General features: G+C 61.1%; 18 protein-coding genes and 1 tRNA gene. 9 read left to right on the top strand and 10 right to left on the bottom strand.

The features are described 5' to 3' along the window. The first annotated feature begins 26 nt into the window (after nt 1–26). The 4 genes from J2045_RS06615 to J2045_RS06600 all read left to right on the top strand — a co-directional run bounded on the left by J2045_RS06615 (nt 27) and on the right by J2045_RS06600 (nt 3,591). Nucleotides 27–1,247 carry a phosphopentomutase gene (locus J2045_RS06615; protein ID WP_307370765.1) on the top strand — a complete coding sequence of 407 codons (1,221 nt, stop codon included), beginning with the start codon at nt 27–29 and terminating at the stop codon, nt 1,245–1,247. Next, the gene (locus J2045_RS06610) at nt 1,244–2,212 is read left to right on the top strand and encodes an adenosine deaminase (RefSeq protein ID WP_307370762.1); all 969 of its coding nucleotides are present in this window, start codon (nt 1,244–1,246) and stop codon (nt 2,210–2,212) included. Before J2045_RS06615 ends, J2045_RS06610 begins: the two co-directional genes overlap by 4 nt. A 106-nt stretch (nt 2,213–2,318) precedes the next feature. Next, nucleotides 2,319–2,948 (top strand): uracil phosphoribosyltransferase, encoded by a 630-nt coding sequence (gene upp, locus J2045_RS06605; RefSeq protein ID WP_307370760.1) that lies wholly within the window; start codon nt 2,319–2,321, stop codon nt 2,946–2,948. 124 nt (nt 2,949–3,072) lie between these two features. Then, complete coding sequence (locus J2045_RS06600) at nt 3,073–3,591, top strand: TIGR02281 family clan AA aspartic protease (protein ID WP_307370757.1); 519 nt, start codon at nt 3,073–3,075, stop codon at nt 3,589–3,591. A 278-nt stretch (nt 3,592–3,869) separates the two neighbouring features. Here the strand turns inward: J2045_RS06600 and deoA are convergent, their stop codons facing one another. From deoA to J2045_RS06550, 10 genes are all read right to left on the bottom strand, one after another. Beyond that, nucleotides 3,870–5,186 (bottom strand): thymidine phosphorylase, encoded by a 1,317-nt coding sequence (gene deoA / locus J2045_RS06595; RefSeq protein ID WP_307370755.1) that lies wholly within the window; start codon nt 5,184–5,186, stop codon nt 3,870–3,872. A 3-nt stretch (nt 5,187–5,189) separates the two neighbouring features. Next, on the bottom strand, nt 5,190–5,966 hold the full coding sequence (deoC, locus tag J2045_RS06590; RefSeq protein ID WP_370873006.1) for a deoxyribose-phosphate aldolase: 777 nt from the start codon (nt 5,964–5,966) through the stop codon (nt 5,190–5,192). Further along, nucleotides 5,953–6,759, bottom strand: coding sequence for a purine-nucleoside phosphorylase (locus J2045_RS06585; RefSeq protein ID WP_307370749.1), 807 nt, complete (start codon nt 6,757–6,759; stop codon nt 5,953–5,955). The genes deoC and J2045_RS06585 overlap by 14 nt, the downstream gene beginning before the upstream one ends. Then, nucleotides 6,756–7,148, bottom strand: a complete 393-nt coding sequence (locus tag J2045_RS06580) for a cytidine deaminase (protein WP_307370747.1) — start codon at nt 7,146–7,148, stop codon at nt 6,756–6,758. Before J2045_RS06580 ends, J2045_RS06585 begins: the two co-directional genes overlap by 4 nt. Before the next feature lie 3 nt (nt 7,149–7,151). Beyond that, nucleotides 7,152–8,123, bottom strand: a complete 972-nt coding sequence (locus J2045_RS06575; protein ID WP_307370744.1) for an ABC transporter permease — start codon at nt 8,121–8,123, stop codon at nt 7,152–7,154. A 10-nt stretch (nt 8,124–8,133) separates the two neighbouring features. Next, nucleotides 8,134–9,237 carry an ABC transporter permease gene (locus tag J2045_RS06570; protein WP_307370742.1) on the bottom strand — a complete coding sequence of 368 codons (1,104 nt, stop codon included), beginning with the start codon at nt 9,235–9,237 and terminating at the stop codon, nt 8,134–8,136. Between the two features lie 7 nt (nt 9,238–9,244). Beyond that, a complete protein-coding gene (locus J2045_RS06565) occupies nt 9,245–10,765 on the bottom strand; it encodes an ABC transporter ATP-binding protein (RefSeq protein WP_307370740.1) in 1,521 nt (506 codons plus the stop codon). 66 nt (nt 10,766–10,831) lie between these two features. Continuing rightward, nucleotides 10,832–11,824 carry a BMP family lipoprotein gene (locus J2045_RS06560; protein WP_307370737.1) on the bottom strand — a complete coding sequence of 331 codons (993 nt, stop codon included), beginning with the start codon at nt 11,822–11,824 and terminating at the stop codon, nt 10,832–10,834. 255 nt (nt 11,825–12,079) lie between these two features. Further along, nucleotides 12,080–12,739: a peptide-methionine (S)-S-oxide reductase MsrA gene (gene msrA, locus J2045_RS06555; protein WP_307370734.1), complete on the bottom strand. Its 660-nt coding sequence runs from the start codon at nt 12,737–12,739 to the stop codon at nt 12,080–12,082. Between the two features lie 193 nt (nt 12,740–12,932). Beyond that, nucleotides 12,933–13,250 carry a hypothetical protein gene (locus J2045_RS06550; protein ID WP_307370732.1) on the bottom strand — a complete coding sequence of 106 codons (318 nt, stop codon included), beginning with the start codon at nt 13,248–13,250 and terminating at the stop codon, nt 12,933–12,935. Nucleotides 13,251–13,423: 173 nt separating this feature from the next. Between J2045_RS06550 and J2045_RS06545 the strand changes: the two genes are divergently transcribed. The 5 genes from J2045_RS06545 (at nt 13,424) to J2045_RS06525 (ending at nt 17,586) form a co-directional block, all read left to right on the top strand. Beyond that, nucleotides 13,424–13,513: transfer RNA gene (locus J2045_RS06545), tRNA-Ser, on the top strand. 221 nt (nt 13,514–13,734) lie between these two features. After that, nucleotides 13,735–14,139 carry a helix-turn-helix transcriptional regulator gene (locus tag J2045_RS06540; protein WP_307370730.1) on the top strand — a complete coding sequence of 135 codons (405 nt, stop codon included), beginning with the start codon at nt 13,735–13,737 and terminating at the stop codon, nt 14,137–14,139. Beyond that, the gene (locus J2045_RS06535; protein WP_307370728.1) at nt 14,136–14,594 is read left to right on the top strand and encodes a helix-turn-helix domain-containing protein; all 459 of its coding nucleotides are present in this window, start codon (nt 14,136–14,138) and stop codon (nt 14,592–14,594) included. Before J2045_RS06540 ends, J2045_RS06535 begins: the two co-directional genes overlap by 4 nt. 185 nt (nt 14,595–14,779) lie before the next feature. Continuing rightward, complete coding sequence (locus tag J2045_RS06530) at nt 14,780–15,892, top strand: tyrosine-type recombinase/integrase (RefSeq protein WP_307370725.1); 1,113 nt, start codon at nt 14,780–14,782, stop codon at nt 15,890–15,892. A 551-nt stretch (nt 15,893–16,443) separates the two neighbouring features. Then, a complete protein-coding gene (locus tag J2045_RS06525; RefSeq protein ID WP_307371158.1) occupies nt 16,444–17,586 on the top strand; it encodes an RHE_PE00001 family protein in 1,143 nt (380 codons plus the stop codon). The last annotated feature ends 110 nt before the right edge of the window (nt 17,587–17,696 follow it).

Here is a 17,696-nt window from a genome sequence, read left to right as displayed (position 1 = left end):
ACCTGACCCGGCCATGGTACGCAGACATGGCACGCGCTTTTCTCTTCATTCTGGATTCCTTCGGCATCGGCGGCGCCCCGGATGCGCCCGCTTACGGCGATGACGGCTCGGATACCCTCGGACACATCGCAGAGTTCTGTGCCGCCGGCGCCGGCGACAGGAAGGGCCTGCGCCAGGGCCCGCTCGTTCTCCCCAACATGTCTGCTCTCGGCCTTCTTGCAGCCGCAAAGCTTGCGACCGGCAAGACGCCGGACGGCATGCCCGTGCCCGAGCGCGTCTTTGGCCTGCATGGGGCGGCAAGCGAGATCTCCAGGGGCAAGGATACGCCGTCGGGTCACTGGGAGATCGCAGGCACGCCTGTCATGTTCGATTGGGGCTATTTCCCACAAGGCGAAGAAGCCTTCCCTGCCGACCTCGTCGATTCCATTTGTCGCGAAGCACACCTTCCCGGCATCCTCGGCAATTGCCATGCGTCTGGCACCGAAGTGATCGCCCGTTTCGGCGAGGAGCATATCCGAACCGGCAAGCCGATCTGCTATACTTCGACCGACTCCGTCTTCCAGATTGCCGCGCATGAAACCCATTTTGGTCTGGATCGGCTGTTGAAGCTCTGCGAGACGGTGCGCGGTCTCGTGGACCCGTTGAACATCGGCCGCGTCATCGCTCGCCCCTTTATCGGCGAGACGGTCCAGAGCTTCGAGCGCACCGGCAATCGCCGTGACTATTCCGTCCTGCCGCCCGAACCGACCCTGCTTGATCGCCTGGTTGATCAGGGCCGTAAGGTCCATGCCGTCGGCAAGATCGGCGACATCTTCGCCCACCAGGGCGTGACCCGTGTGATCAAGGCGAACGGCAACATGGCCCTGATGGACGCGACGCTGAAGGTCATGGACGAGGCCGAGGACGGCGACCTCGTGTTCACCAACTTCGTCGACTTCGACATGCTCTACGGTCACCGCCGCGACGTGCCGGGTTATGCGGCTGCGCTCGAAGCCTTCGATCGCCGCCTGCCCGAAGTCCACCGCAAGCTGAAGCCAGGCGATATGGTTCTCATGACCGCCGACCACGGCTGTGATCCCACCTGGCGCGGCACGGACCACACGCGCGAGCGCGTGCCGATCATGTGCTTCGGTCCGGGCGTGCGCTCGCGCAACATCGGCGTGCGCAATACCTATGCCGACATCGGCGAAACCATCGCGGCGCATCTGGGCATTGCACCGGGCCGCATCGGACGGAGTTTCCTGTGACGAGACGATTGAAGAAGGCCGAACTGCACTGTCACATCGAGGGTGCGGCGGCGCCAGCGCTGGCGCTGTCCCAGGCCGGAAAATATGGCGTGGACCCTGCGACCTTCATGCGCGATGGCAGCTATGCCTGGAATGATTTTGCCGAGTTCATCAAGGCCTATGACCGTGTGGCGGCTCTCTTCCGCACGGAGGAGGACTACGCCCTACTGACGGAGACCTACCTGCGCGAACTCGCGGATGTCGACACCATCTACAGCGAGATCATCGTCTCGCCGGATCATGGCGACCGTATCGGTCTTGGTGCCGACACCTATCTCGCGGGCATCACCGCCGGCATCGAAGCCGCCAGAGCGGCAACCGGCATCGAGGCGCGCATCATCGTCACCGGTGAGCGTCACTTCGGCCCGGAAAGCGTGATCGCGGCCGCCGAATATGCCGCCCGCAGCAACAATCCGCTGGTGACAGGCTTCAACATGGCCGGCGAGGAGCGCATGGGCCGCGTCGCGGATTATGCCCGTGCTTTCGATATTGCCCGTGAAGCCGGTCTTGGCCTCACCATCCATGCGGGCGAAGTCTGCGGCGCCTTCAGCGTTGCCGATGCGCTCGACCTCGTAAAGCCCGCCCGCATCGGCCATGGTGTGCGCGCGATCGAGGACCCCGAGCTCGTCCGCCGCCTCGTCGATTTGGGCACAGTGCTCGAAGTCTGCCCGGGCTCCAACATCGCGCTGAAGGTCTTCCCCGATTTCGCCAGCCACCCGCTCGTGAAATTCCACGAAGCTGGCGTCAGGGTCTGCATCAATTCCGATGATCCGCCCTTTTTCGACACGTCACTCGCCCAGGAATATGACTGGGCTTCGAGCGAATTCGGCTTCACGGATGCTGAGATCGACGGCATGACGCGCACAGCCATCGAGGCGGCCTTCGTGGATGAGGAGACGCGCGCGCGGCTTCTCGCCCGGTTGTGACACCGCATCTGTTGAAGACCGGGCAAAATCCGGCATCGCTCTTGCGGCTCCGCCCGAGAACGTGAAAATAGAAGAACCTCAGAAAACAAGAAAAGAAGGCTCGACCATGGACGGCGTAACAGTCATCGATCACCCCCTCGTGCAGCACAAGCTGACGATCATGCGCCGCAAGGAAACATCGACCTCGAGCTTCCGCCGTCTGCTGCGCGAAATCTCGACGCTCCTCTGCTATGAGATCACCCGCGACCTCGAGCTCACCATGGAGACGATCGAGACGCCACTGACCGAGATGCAGTCGCCGATCCTCGAGGGCAAGAAGCTGGTCTTCGCCTCGATCCTGCGCGCCGGCAACGGCCTCTTGGAAGGCATGCTGGAACTGGTTCCGGCCGCCCGCGTCGCCCATGTCGGCGTCTACCGCGATCACGAGACCCTGCAGGCCGTCGAATACTACTTCAAGGCGCCCGAAGCACTTGCCGAGCGCCTGGTCATTGTCGTCGATCCCATGCTCGCCACCGGCAATTCCTCGATCGCCGCCATCGACAAGCTGAAAGAGCGCGGCGCGAAGAACATTCGCTTCCTCTGCCTGCTGGCCGCCCCCGAAGGCATCAAGAACTTCCACGCCGTCCACCCTGATGTGCCGATCTTCACGGCCTCCATCGACAGCCATCTCAACGACAAGGGCTATATCATGCCCGGCCTCGGCGATGCCGGCGACCGCATGTACGGAACGAAGTGATTTCTTAACCAGATCGCAAGCTTTGACGGCCCGAAACCCTGGTTTCGGGCCGTTTTGCGTGGTGCCTTATCCAATTTCTGATCAGCGCCTGTTACGATCAGCGGATCGCTCACGGGGATAACGGATGTTCGCTCGCACGCTGTTCACAGTCCTGATGCTCGCTTTGTCTGCCAGCCAGTGGCCGACAATCGCGGAGAAGGTTCAGGTCATGCTGGATGAGCGCGAGGCCACTGCTCCCGACGAAGTCGCGGCCAAGTCCTCCAACACAACATCAGGCCAGACAGTGCTGACGATGGGGCCGGGCGGCCACTACCAGGGCACGTTCAAGATGAATGGCAAGCCCGTTGACGCCATGGTCGACACGGGCGCCTCATTGGTCGCGATCAATGTCTCCACCGCCCGTCGCCTCGGCTTCAGCCCGGCAGCACTCGATTTCCGCTACGACGTCAACACGGCCAACGGCTCGATCAAGGCCGCCCATGTCGTGCTTGACCGCATCGAGATCGGCAGCATCCGGGTCCGTGAGGTGGATGCCTTCGTGCTTTCCGATCAGGCGCTGTCATCCACACTGGTCGGGATGAGCTTCATGAAGAAGCTGAAGTCCTACACGGCCGAGAACCGCACGCTGCGGATGATCCAGTGATGCCAAGTCTCGATGATAGTGACCTATAGGATCGGCTCGATCGTTCCTGCTGGCTAGGAGAGGTTCGAAGAGCGATGCTTTGCGCATTGGTCGAGGATCTCGACGACGCCAGAAGGGACGAGTAGCCGACCGAAGGTGGCTTATGGCAGGCCTCTGACGTTGTTGCGCCGCTTGGTCGATGCGACAGCATCGCCCGGCGCGTCGCGCCTAACCAGCGCCCCGCCATAAGCCATCCTATAGGTTCCTATCACCGAGATTTGGCATAAGGCCTTTGGCCTTTACTCTGCGCCAATCCTGAGCCCGATGACTGGTGTGGCAGCCGGCTTCGTTTCCGAAATCCGATAGCAGTCGGAGACGGTCTTCGCGGCCTGTTTGGCAGATGCCTCGTCATTGGCCTGAACGAAGGCGATCGGCTCACCCTTCGCGACCTTCGTTCCCAGTGGCTTGAAGCCGGAGAGACCCACGCCGTGATCGATCGTGTCGCTCGGACGCTGACGACCACCACCAAGCGCGACAACGGCAAGCCCTAGCCCACGCGTGTAGCAGCCGCTGAGATAACCGTCCTGCTCGGCAAGAACGCCCACTTCGACCTTGGCGCGCGGCAGATAGCCTTCCGCCTTCTTCATGAAATCCTTGGGTCCGCCGAGCTCGCTGACCATCTGCCCGAAGATCTCGGCCGCCTTGCCGGAGGCAAGAGCCTCGCTGCAGCGGGCGAGTGCCACCGCCTGGTCGGTTTCGACACCTGCATTGACCAGCATCTCGGCGCCTAAGGCGAGCGTCACCTCTTCGAGACGCGTGCCGCTCTTCTTGCCCTGCAGGAAATCGACGGCATTCTGCACTTCGATCGCGTTTCCGGCACAGTCGGCGAGCGGCTCGTTCATGTCGGTCAAAAGCGCCGTGGTCTTCACGCCGGCACCATTGGCGACCCGAACCAGCGAGCGGGCTAAGGCCTCCGCATCCTCGCTCTTCGCCATGAAAGCGCCATTGCCGACCTTCACGTCGAGCACAAGGCTTTCAAGTCCGGCTGCTAGCTTCTTGGACAGGATGGAGGCCGTGATCAGCGGAATGGATTCAACCGTCGCGGTCACATCGCGGATCCCATAGAGCCGCTTGTCGGCAGGCGCGAGATCGCCCGTCTGGCCGATGATCGCGCAGCCGGCCCGGTCCACCGTCCGGCGGAAGGTGACATTGTCGGGCATCACGTCATAGCCGGGGATGGACTGCAGCTTGTCGAGCGTGCCGCCGGTATGGCCGAGCCCGCGCCCAGAGATCATCGGCACGGCAAGCCCGCAGGCCGCCACGATCGGCGCCAGCATCAGCGAGACATTGTCACCGACGCCGCCGGTCGAATGTTTGTCCGCCACCGGCTTGCCAACGCCTGCCCAGGAGAGAACGTCACCGGAATCGCGCATGGCAAGCGTCAGGGCCACGATCTCGTCTGGTGTCATGCCCCGAAAGAACACAGCCATGGCAAATGCCGCGACCTGCCCCTCGGAAATCGTCTCCTTGGACAGCCCCTCGATGAAGCCGGCAATCTCCTCGCGGCTGAGGGTCGCGCCATCACGCTTGCGCCGGATGATCTCCTGGGGAAGCATGGCTCAATACCCCGACGCAGCAGCGGTCGAGCGCTCGCCCGAGAGGACTGCAAGAATGTTGTCGAGAAGGCCCGAAGCACCGAAGCGGAAGGTCGACGGCATCACCCAGTCCTCGCCCATGATCGTGTCGGCAAGGCTGAGGTAAAGGGCGGCATCGGCTACCGTCGAGATCCCGCCCGCCGGCTTGAAGCCGACGTTCTTGCGGCTGTCGCGGATCGCCTGCAGCATGATGTCGGCGGCTTCGAGCGTGGCATTCACGCCAACCTTGCCCGTCGAGGTCTTGATGAAGTCGGCACCGGCCGCGATCGCCAGATCCGAGGCACGGCGGATCAGTGCGATATCCTTGAGCTCGCCGGTTTCCAGGATCGTCTTCAGGATCGCCGGACCGCAGGCGCCCTTGACCGCCGCGACCATCTCGCTCACGGCCTTCTCGTCACCCTTGGCGAACGCGCGATAGGGGATCACGAGGTCGATATCGTCTGCGCCGTCAGCCACGGCATCGCGCGTCTCGGCCAGCACGTCCTCGGTCTTCATCTCGCCCGAGGGGAAGTTGACGACGGTCGCAATGCGGATCGGGCTATCGGGGCCAAGCAGGGTGCGCGCCTGCATGACGAAGCGTGGCCAGATGCAGATGGCGGCCGTCGGTCCAAAGACGCTCTGGGCGCGCCCGCAGAGCGTCACGATCTGTTCGGGCGTGCAGTCGTCCTTGAGGTTGGTGAGGTCGAGCAGCGAAAGCGCCCGCGAAGCGACAGCGCGCAGTTCGTGGTTATCCAATGTCATTTCCTCCGCCGATCATCCGTTTCAGGATGGTGGCCAGACGTTTGCCGCCGATCGGCGCCATGTCTTTGGTTTCTTCGTGGCTGAGTTCGCCACCGGTCATGCCTGCCCCATAATTGGTGATCACGGAGGCAGCTGCAACCCTCAGGCCATAGAAACGGGCCAGAATGACCTCCGGCACGGTCGACATGCCGACGGCGTCGGCGCCCAACACACGCGCCATGCGGATCTCCGCCGGCGTCTCGAAGCTCGGGCCGGAGAACCACATATAGACGCCCTGCGACAGCGGCACGCCCTCTGCCTCCGCTGCCGCCCGCATGGCTGCCTGCAGCTCGGCATCATAGGCCGAGGTCATGCCAACAAAGCGCCCATCACTCGGCTCGCCGATCAGCGGGTTCTTGCCGGAAAAGTTGATGTGATCGGTGATCTGCATGACCGAACCAGGCGGCATGTCTTCCCGCAGCGATCCGGCCGCATTGGTGAGGATCAGCGATTTGACGCCAAGCCCCATCAGCACCTCGATCGGCTTGCGCATCGCATTCGCATCGCCGTGTTCGTAGTAATGCATGCGTCCGGCGAGCATGATGACAGGCGTGCGTCCCAGATAGCCGGCAACGATCTCGCCCGCATGGCCCGACACGCCGCTCAACGGAAATCCGGGAAGCTCCGCATAGGGCACGCGCACCGCATCGCGGACTTCGTTGACCAGCGAACCGAGGCCCGAGCCGAGCACGATCGCATGGCGCGGAACGAGCCCTTTGAGCCGCTCGACGAGCAGATCCACGGCCGCCTTCATCCGAGGATGTCCGTCTTGAAGCTGAGCGGCAGCAGTTCGTCCATCGTCATGGTCTTTTGCACGCCCACTTCGTCGCAGAGGTAGATCTTCGTGTCAGCGGATGCGAATTCCGAGATCTTCTGGCGGCAGCCGCCACAGGGCGGGCAAAGCGCCAGCTTCTCGGCAATCACCGCCATCTCGACGATCTTTTTCCCCCCGCCCATGATCATGCAGCCGATCGCCGTCGGTTCGGCACACCAGCCCTGCGGGAAGGAGAGGTTCTCGATATTGGCGCCGGTATAGATCCGGCCGTCATCGGCTCGGATCGCAGCACCGACCGGGAACTTGGAATAGGGCGCATGCGCGAATTTCATCGCGCCGTGCGCCGCTTCAAACAGGTCGTGAGCCATGGATTAACGCTCCTTCGAATAGGCCACGCCGCCGGCCTTCGGCGGGTTGGCAGAGCCGATGAAGCCCGCAAGCAGAATGCATGTCAGGATATAGGGCAGGGCCTGGAAGAGCTGCACCGGCACTTCGCCGATCACGGGGATCTCCTTGCCCTGCATGAAGTTGGCGAGCGCATCGAGGAAACCGAACAACAGGCAGGCGAACATCACCGGCACCGGCTTCCACTTGGCGAAGATGAGGGCTGCAAGCGCGATGAAGCCCTTGCCCGCCGACATGTCCTTGATGAAGGCCGCCGACTGGGCGATCGCGAGATAGGTGCCGGCGATGCCGCAGAGCAGACCCGCCACCAGCACTGCACGGTAGCGCAGGAAGGTCACCGAAATGCCGGCCGTATCGACAGCACCCGGGTTCTCGCCCACGGCGCGCAGGCGAAGGCCGAAGCGTGTACGATAGAGCACCCACCAGGAGATCGGAACGGCGAGGAACGCGATGTAGGTGAGCATGTTGTTGCCGGAGATCACGTTCGAATAGATCGGCCCGATGAAGGGCACGTCGCGCATCATGTCGGCACCCGGCAGGGTGATCGGTGCGAAACGGGCTTCGCCGGAAATCTGCGGCGTGCGGCCGCCCTGGCCGAACCAGGCCTGGCCGAGCACGACGGTCAGGCCCGCTGCGACGAAGTTCAGCGCCACGCCCGAGACGATCTGGTTGCCGCGATTGGTGATCGAGGCAAAGCCATGGATCAGCGAGAATACCAGCGAAACGGCGATGCCGGAGAACAGACCCAGCCAGGCCGAACCGGTGAGATAGGCGACGCAGGCCGCCGCGAAGGCGGCCGCCAGCATCTTGCCCTCAAGCCCGATGTCGAAGACACCGGCGCGTTCCGAATAGAGGCCGGCGAGTGCCGCGAGGATCAACGGTATCGACAGACGGATCGTCGAGCCGAGGATGCTGATGAGCATGTCAAAGGATTCCATGGTCGCGTCCTCAGGCCTTGGTCAGTGTCTGGTAGATCCGCACGATCATCGGGCGGCACATGAATTCCAGCGCGCCGGCAAACAGGATCACCAGACCCTGGATGACCACGATCATTTCGCGGGTGATGTTCGGCATGTCGAAGGAGAGCCACGCGCCCCCCTGATACAGCACGCCGAATAGGATGGCGGCGAGCACGATCCCGAGCGGATGGTTGCGCCCCATCAGCGACACGGCAATCCCGACGAAGCCGGCACCGGCGACGAATTCCACTTGCAGGCGGGCAGAGGCCCCGAGCACCGGATTGAGCGCCATCATGCCGGCCAGACCACCCGAGATCAGCATGGTGATCATGACAATCTTCACATAGGGAATGCCCGCATAGGCGGCTGCCGACCGACTGATGCCGAGCGTGCGCATCTCATAACCGAGCTTCGTGCGCCAGATCAGCACCCAGACGACGACGCACATCACGAGCGCGATCAGGAAGGACACGTTGAACGGGGCAGGCCCGAGCGTGCCGCCGAACATCGCGATCAGCCAGTCGAGCTTCGGCAGCTGGCCGCCTTCGAGGAAGGTGCGGGTCTCCGGCGCCATCTTGCCGGGCACGATCAGCACGTTGACCAGCAGATAGACCATCAGCGCTGCGCCGATGAAGTTGAACATGATCGTGGTGATGACGATGTGGCTGCCGCGCTTGGCCTGCAGCCAGGCCGGGATCAGCGCCCAGGCAGCACCGAAGAGTGCCGCCGCCATGATGGCGAACGGCATGGTGACATACCACGGCACATAGTGATCGAGCGCGAGTGCCGCGAGGGCTGCACCGAGACCACCGAGATAGGCCTGGCCTTCCGAGCCGATGTTGAACAGGCCGGCATGATAGGCCACCGCCACCGAAAGCCCGGTGAAAATGAAGCTCGTCGCATAAAACAGAGTGAAGCCGATGCCTTCGCCGCTGCCGAGTGCGCCCTCGATCATCAGCTTCAGTGCTTCCCACGGGTTTTCCCCGATGATCCAGACCACGAGGCCCGACATCAGAAAAGCGAGCGTGAGGTTGATCAGCGGCAGCAGCGCATAGTTGATCCAGTTCGGAAGGGGTACGGATGCAGTGCTCATCAAATCCTCAAGCGGCAATACCGGCCATCATCAGGCCGAGTGTCTGTTCGCCTGTGTCAGGCGTCTTCTCGCCGACCACCTTGCCGGCGAACATCACCAGAATGCGGTCGGAGAGCGAGCGGATCTCGTCGAGTTCGACGGAGACGAGCAGCACGGCCTTGCCGGCGTCGCGCGTTTCCACGATCCGCTTGTGAATGAATTCGATCGCCCCGATATCGACGCCGCGTGTCGGCTGCCCGACGATCAGAAGCTTCGGGTCGCGCTCGATTTCGCGCGCAACGACGATCTTCTGCTGGTTGCCGCCGGAGAAGTTGGCCGTCTTCAATCGCGGGTTCGGCGGACGGATGTCGTATTTCTCGATCTCTTCCACCGCCGCCTTGCGGATCAGGTCTGGGTTTAGGAACGGCCCTTTCCCGTAGCGCTCGTCGCGGTGATAGCCGAGAATGGCATTCTGGCTCTCCTCGAAGGGAAGCACCAAGCCCATATGATGGCGGTCTTCGGGGATATGCGCCACGCCGATGCCGCGCAGTTCCGCCGGATCAAGGCCGGCGACGTTTTTCCCATTGATCCAGATCTCGCCCGAGGTCGGCTTGCGGATGCCGGTGATCGCTTCCAGAAGCTCGCTCTGGCCATTGCCGGCGACACCCGCGATCCCGACGATCTCGCCATCGCGAACGTCGAAGGAGACATTGTCGACCATGACGACGCCGCGGTTGTCCTTGACCGTCAGGTTGCGCACGGAGAGGAAGACATCGCCCGGATTGGCCGGCTTCTTCTCGACATGCAGCAGCACGCGGCGACCGACCATCAGCTCGGCGAGCTCTTCGACCGTGGTCTCCGAGGTCTTGCGGGTCGCAACCATCTCGCCCCGGCGCATGACCGACACCGTATCGGTGATTGCCATGATCTCGCGGAGCTTGTGGGTGATCAGGATGACCGTCTTGCCCTGGTCTCGCAGCACGCCGAGGATCTTGAACAGGTGATCGGCTTCCGCCGGCGTCAGCACGCCCGTCGGCTCGTCGAGGATCAGGATCTCGGCGCCGCGATAAAGCGCTTTCAGGATTTCGACGCGTTGCTGCAGACCAACAGGCAGTTCCTCGATGATCGCATCGGGATCCACTTCCAGTTCATAGTCTTCTTCCAGCTTCTTCAGCGCCGCGCGCGCCGCATCCGTGCCCTTGCCGAGCAGGGCGCCGCCTTCGGCGCCGAGCATCAGGTTCTCGAGCACGGTGAAATTCTCGACCAGCATGAAGTGCTGGTGCACCATGCCGATCCCGGAATTGATGGCGGTCTGACTGTCCTTGATGGTGATCGGCTTGCCGTCGATCTGGATGGATCCATGGTCGGCCTGATAGAAGCCGTAAAGGATCGACATCAGCGTCGATTTTCCGGCGCCGTTTTCACCGATGATGCCGTGGATCGAGCCCTTGGCGACCGTCAGATTGATATTCTTGTTGGCATGCACCGCACCGAACTTCTTGTCGATGCCGATCAGTTCGATCGCGGGTGCCTGGCTCGCTGTACTCATTCCGGTCTCCCAGACATAAAAAAAGCGCAGGACGACAAATGAGCCGTCCTGCGCCCGGATTTGCACTCACTTCGGGCAGGAATTGTCCGACATGTAGTCATGCACCTTGATGGTCCCGGCGATGATGTCGGCCTTGGCCTTCTCAACGGCAGCCTTCATGTCGGCGGTGATCAGCTTGGCATTGTTGTCGTCGAGCGCGTAGCCGACGCCATCTTCGGCAACGCCGAGCGCCTGCAGGCCGGGGGTGAACTTGTCACCCTTGGAATCGGCATAGGCGTTGTAGACGGCGAGGTCGACGCGCTTGACCATCGAGGTCAGGACCGAACCCGGATGTAGGTGGTTCTGGTTGGAATCGACGCCGATCGACAGCTTGCCGTTGTCGGCAGCGGTCTGGAGAACGCCGAGGCCGGTCGCACCGGCAGCTGCGTAGACGACGTCCGCGCCCTGGTCGATCTGGTTCTTGGTAAGCTCACCGCCGCGAACCGGGTCGTTCCAGGCAGCGCCCGTCGTGCCGGTCATGTTCTGGAAGACTTCGATGTCGGCCTTGGCAGCGCGAGCGCCCTGCTCGTAGCCACAGGCGAACTTGCGGATCAGCGGGATGTCCATGCCGCCGACGAAGCCGACCTTGCCGGAAGTCGAAGCCATACCTGCGAGCAGGCCGACGAGGTAGGAACCCTCATGCTCCTTGTAGACAACCGAACGGACATTCGGCTTGTCAACGACGGAATCGACGATCACGAACTGGGTGTCCGGGAATTCGGCGGCGACCTTTTCGATGGCCGACGTCCAGGCGAAGGAAACGGCGACGACCGGGTTGAAACCGCGCGAGGCGAAGTTGCGGATCGCCTGTTCGCCCTGCGTGTCGCTGGTCGGCTCGAAATCGCGGTAGTCGATGCCGGTTTCGGCCTTGAACTTCTCGGCGCCACCATAGGCGGCTTCGTTGAAGGATTTGTCGAACTTGCCGCCCGTGCCGTAGACCAGCGCCGGCTTGATATCGGCCGCAAGCGCGGTCGTCGACATCGCGGCCAAGGCAAAGAGACTGAGGAGGGTTTTCTTCATTGTGCAGCCCTGTTGTTTCTATTGATCTTGTTGGGTCCTCCCGCAAGCCTTTCCGTTGGGGAAAGACATGTCTGCGGAACCGCCGCCCCCTGTTCCGGAGGTCCTGGCTGGGGGCATCCTTGCATGGCTCGTTCAAAAATTCACCAGATTTTTTTCATCTGGTAAAGATTCACACGGCTGCTGATTTTTCAGCGCCGGGCGCTGAAAAATCAGTCAGATCAATGGGATTTATGCTGTCGCTTTGAGCAATTGCCCCTAGGCTGCGGGTGTGATCGGGCAGGAGACGCCCGTGCCGCGCAACCCGCAATAGCCATTCGGGTTCTTCGCCAGATATTGCTGGTGATAATCCTCGGCATAATAGAACGGACCCGCATTGGTGATTTCCGTCGTGATCCGGCTGTTGCGCCCGGCTTTTACCAGCGCTTCCTGGAAACGATCGCGAACGGAGATCGCGAGCGCCATGTCTGCCTCATCCTCGACATAGATGGCCGAGCGATAGGTGGTGCCGATATCGTTGCCCTGCCGCATGCCCTGGGTCGGGTCATGCGCTTCGAAGAACACCTTCAGCAGCCCTTCGAGCGAGATTGTCGCCGGATCATAGACGACCTTGACCATTTCTGTATGGCCGGTAAGGCCGGTCACGGTCTCCTGGTAGGTCGGGTTGGGGGTGATTCCGCCCTGATAGCCGGACACCGTGAGATAGACACCCGGCGTCTGCCAGAGCAGTCGCTCCGCCCCCCAGAAGCAGCCCATGCCGAGATAGACCGTCTTCATACCGTCCGGCGCCGGCCCTTTGAGCGGCAGGCCGGAGACGAAATGTGTGGAAGCCGTCGGGATCGGCTCTGGCCGCCCGGGCAGGGCATTTTCCGCCGTGGGCATCACTGTCTTCTTGTTGAACATGTCGATCAGGAACACTTGAAACCTCCTGCGGCCGCTTGTCGGCCTGTACGATGTGTAGAGACCCGCCTTTGCGGCGGTGACCGAAGGCCGCGTGGGCCGCGAGCGCCGGTCTGTATTCCATCTGTCGCGGAAACCCGCCCGGACTTACGCCAACCGCCGGATCATTCATGCAACCCGCAATGGCGCAGTATCGGGCAGTCCCGTCCCCTTAGGCTGCAAATCGCCCGGCTGGCGACGGCTTCTTGTAGCCGATCACCCAGAACACAAGCGACAGGAGGAGCATCGCGGCAAAGGCTGGCTGCGGCAGGACCACGTCTCGCAATGCAAGCCAGGCCCCATCACCGAGCCGCGTGACCACCAGACCCTCAAGAGCCATCAGCGAACCGGGGTGTGCGCTGATCCAGGCCACCGAAAGCGGTGTCATGATAACCTGCGACGCCGACACTGAAGCGATCGCGTCGATGACGCCGAGTACAACACCGACGCAAAGCGCAAGCAAACTCAAGACCCTGAACAGGAACCGCACCACCAATGTCTCCGGCTGAAGCCCGCCACGGCCTCCAATCCGCCGCGCGCGACCCTATAAATAGGGAATTGTCGACCGATGTCAAAATTCTGATAGATTTCGGTTGATCCCTCGAAATTCCTCGGTATATATCGCGCCCGACCAACCGCGGTGGTTTTCCCCGCGATCCCCCTGGACAGGTGGCCGAGTGGTTTAAGGCGCACGCCTGGAACGCGTGTGTGCGTGAAAGCGTACCGTGGGTTCGAATCCCACCCTGTCCGCCACTATATCAGATAACTATCTGAGTTTACTAGGTTATTTTCGGCGCCACTGTTCCGGCCCGCCAGTCAGCCCGCCACGATATTTTGGCTCGACTTTTTCATATTCCCCCAACAAAAAAAATGCAAATCGCTCTGTTGCCAATAGTCATCTCATTCGGCTACATAAGACGTGTTAACAGAAATCACTGCGCAAGACGTGCGGTCTCTTTCAAAAAGGGACAGTTATGTCTTCAAATACGCAGTTGGGCCTATTCAATGGTCCGCATATCTCCGAAGCTACGCCATCAAATGGTGTAGCAACACATCCACAAAAGTCTGAAGAAGCTACTGGCGCAAGTTCTGCTGGAGTCTCCGAGAGCACTCCAGTCTCGCAGCCGCTTGCCACAGGAAGCGCTGATACTCAGCGCAAGAGCAAGATTTTTTTGCCGGCCCACCCCGGCGCTGAAGAGCGCTATCTGTCCGTGCAGGACGTCGCGCGCCGCTATGCTGTCAGCATTCAGACCGTATGGCGCCACACCAAGCAGAATCCTGCGTTTCCGAAGCCGATAAAGATCCTGAACGGTTCGACCCGCTGGCGGCTGACCGATGTGCTCGCCTTTAAAGTCTCGCGCGGGGAGGCTAGCCGATGAGCGCGCCCGTCACTCCTCGCAGGAAGCGTCGCAATCTCCAGAGTGAGCGGAAGGCAAGGTGCCATCGGCTTTATTCAAGCGATGATGTCATCAAGCTCTATGGGATCTCGCGCAATACGCTCAGGAACTGGATCGCCGCGGGTCTCGCTTTCATCGACGGCGAGGTGCGCCTGTTTCGCGGAAAAGACCTCAACGCGTTTCACGCGCGTCGCAGACAGAGGGCTTCGGGCGCGCCACTTCCCCCCTTCATGGCCAACTGCTTCGGCTGCAAGGGCGCCCACTCGCTGATCGATGGCGAGATCTCGATCGATCCCGGCAGGAGCTCTGGGATGTTCCGCGCTTCCACCCCGTGTCCAGACACGGGGGTACGGGCCAACAGATACGTTTGCAGCGAAGAGGTCGATATGATCCGGAAGCTTCGTGAAGCTAATCCCGGACGCGAGACTCGCGACTAATATGTTTCGCTAGTTCACTCCGCGTTTGTGCAAATCGGGCGGTCTCGAATCCGGGGCCGTCTCAGCGCTCGCACCGCATTCCAGCCACACCATGTCTACCACCAAACTGGTTAGCCGAAGGTCCGCCTTCGGTAACGCAAAGCTGTGCGGTCCTTATGGATCGCAATCAATTGAAAGAAATAACTATGAATATCTCAAAGACGAATGCCGCCATTGTCTATCTCTATCAAGGCGAGCTGAGGCACGGTAAGGGCTTTCACCCGAAGACCATCGACGGCATCCTTCGCCACATCTGGCAGTTTGAGGAGCACACCGGATCTGTCGACTTTCGGCAAGTGACCCGGAGAATGATCGAGGAATTCAAGGACGAACTCATCGGTCGTGCAGGTAAGGACGGCAAGCATGGGCTATCGGCCTCGACCATCGTGCACACGTTCGGCAATCTGAAGGCCTTTTTCTCGTGGCTCTCCAATCAGGATGGATACAGGCGGTCGATCACCGGGCAGCTGTACAATCACTTCAACTCACCGCGTCATCTGGTCGAGATGGCAGGGGCTGCAGCGCAGAAGTTTGTGCCGACTGCGGACCAGCTTCGAACGATGTTGGAGGAGATGCCGGCGAATATTCCGGCACAACGGCGAGACCGTGCCATGCTGGCGGCGCTCTTCCTGTTTGGGGTCCGAGATGGCGCATTGATCTCGCTTCGTCTCAAGCATGTCGATATCGATTGCAAGCAGGTGTTCCAGGATGCACGCGAGGTGAAAACCAAGTTCAGCAAGACGAGTTTTGTTGACTGGTTCCCAGTGGGCGACGACATCGAACGCATTGTCATCGAATGGATTGGCGAGCTGAGGAGCATGGGTGCCGGCGACGATGCTCCTCTCTTTCCGACGGCGCCATTCAAGCCGTGGGTTGGCCGGCACAGAATCGAGCTCGAGTTTCTCACGACCGCTGCACCAGTACGGAAGGTCTTGCGCAAGGCAGCCGCTGCCGCGGGTGTTCCCTATTTCAAGCCACACGCAGTTCGCTCAACGGTCGCCAAGCTTTGCGATGAATGGGCCTCGTCATTGCGCGACATGAAGGCGCTTAGCCAGAACCTTGGGCATGAGCAGATCAGCACGACGTCGAAATACTACGGCGATGTTGAGCCTGAGGTGAAGCAGGAGCTGTTTCGTAAGATGCGCGACAAGCAGCGCAATCCGGGTGCGCGCGACATCGGTGAACTAGCCGAGCGCGTGAGCCTTGAAACGCAGGATGTGGTTAGAAAGATCCTGCAGATGGCGCTGGACAGGAGCTAAAGGTCCAAGTGCCGTGGCGGCAATGCTCTTGCCGCCAAGCATCAGATGAAGCGGACAGTAGACTTGGGACATGCCGGGCCCAGCATGCCATCCATTCTCAGGACTCCCTTTTCCCTAGGACCAAGGCACCACTTTAGCCTGAACCCCTTGGCTCTTCCACCAGATTTAGGTCAGATCAGATAAGGTCGGTTGCGTTCGGGGCAGTTCTTTGATCAGGTGCATGGTGCGCCTGGTATTAGCACTGGCAGAAAGAAAATATGTCCCGATCGCGGTCTAAGTAATATCGCTTTTTAGACTCTTTTGCGGCTGCTTACCCGGTGCAAATTGTATGTTGGGTGTTTGTATATTTTGTGTATATAAATCGATTAATGTGTTTTTATTCAGCATCATTGAATATATATATGATGCATGCATTGAAGCGTTGCGTTCCTGTAAATTTTTTTGTCGGACTTGATAAGGGTTACTTATCGGGGGTCAGCGACCCCGGGCTCATTTGTGCGAGGTACAGAACCGTAATACGCATATAGCTTTCGCTTAACGAATCATTTACCATAATTTCAATGTCTTACGATCTCACGAAATTGCCCATCCGGAGCCTGCTGAGGCCGATCTCCGAGGCCGCCGTCGCGCTCACCCGTCTCGACGAGCGCATTGCCCGCTCTCCCGTTGGCGAGGGCTTTCTCGAGCGCTCGCATTTCCTCGACGCGCATGCCTCGCTCTGGATCGATGGGGAACTTGTCCATCTCGAAGACCTCGTCCTGCATGACGCGCTCCGGGACATCCGTGCTCCCACCCACGAACGCACCATTGCCCGCGACATCCTGAAAACCCGCCGCCGCATCGCTGCCCATCCGCCTGCCTGGGCGCTCTCTGCTCAAGGCCTCGCCTCCCTCCGCGGCCGGCCGGGGGCCGGAGCATCATTGGGTGGAGACGGTGAGGATTTACCGGATGGGAATGTTGATGTCAGCGACACTCGGGCTGGGGTAGGGGAGGCCGAAGAACCTGGTGTCGACGGTCTGAGTGATGCGTTTGCTGCGATCGATGCTGTGCTCGCCCGGTCTGAGGCCGCGATCGAAGAGGCGAAGAAGCCGGGTCGCGCTAAAAACGTTCCGGACAAGGATCCGTTCGTCTACGATCTCGACTGGGATGAGGACGAGCGGCTGGCGGATTGGCAGGCCTTGTTGGCTCGTGCCCAGGAATTGCCGCCGGTTCTTCAGGCCATCGTGGCGCTGGATGCCTGGAATGAGATCGCCGTCCTCCAGCATGCTCCCTGGCTCGGCCGGCTGCTCTCCGCCTCGATCCTGCGCGAAGGTGGCGTTACCACCGGCTCCCATCTCGCGGCGATCAATCTCGGGCTCAAGGCCATCCCTGTCGATCGGCGCCGGCATCGAGATCGCGAGACGCGGTTGCTGGCGATATCAAGGGCGCTGACGATTGCGGCCGAGACTGGGCTGAAGGAGCATGACCGGCTGGTGCTGGCGCGGCAGATGATGCTGCGCAAGCTGGAGGGGCGGCGGGCGTCGTCCAGGCTGCCGGAGCTCGTGGAGCTCGTCATTGCGCGGCCGCTGATCTCGGCTGGGATGGTGGCGAAGACGCTCGAGGTCACGCCACAAGGCGCGCGGCGGATCGTGCAGGAGCTTGGTCTTCGCGAGATGACGGGCAGGGGGAGGTTTCGAGTGTGGGGTTTTCAGTAGGAAACACCAAAGCTCAGACTGATCATAGCAAGCCCAATCCCAAACTGAGCTCGTCCTCAATCTTCTTACTCCAGGCGTGCGTCAGTCCCACCGAGATCGACAGTCGAATT

This window comes from Peteryoungia aggregata LMG 23059 (assembly GCF_030814435.1).
Classification (GTDB): Bacteria; Pseudomonadota; Alphaproteobacteria; order Rhizobiales; family Rhizobiaceae; genus Allorhizobium; species Allorhizobium aggregatum.
This window is presented reverse-complemented; position numbering and strand designations above follow the sequence as displayed.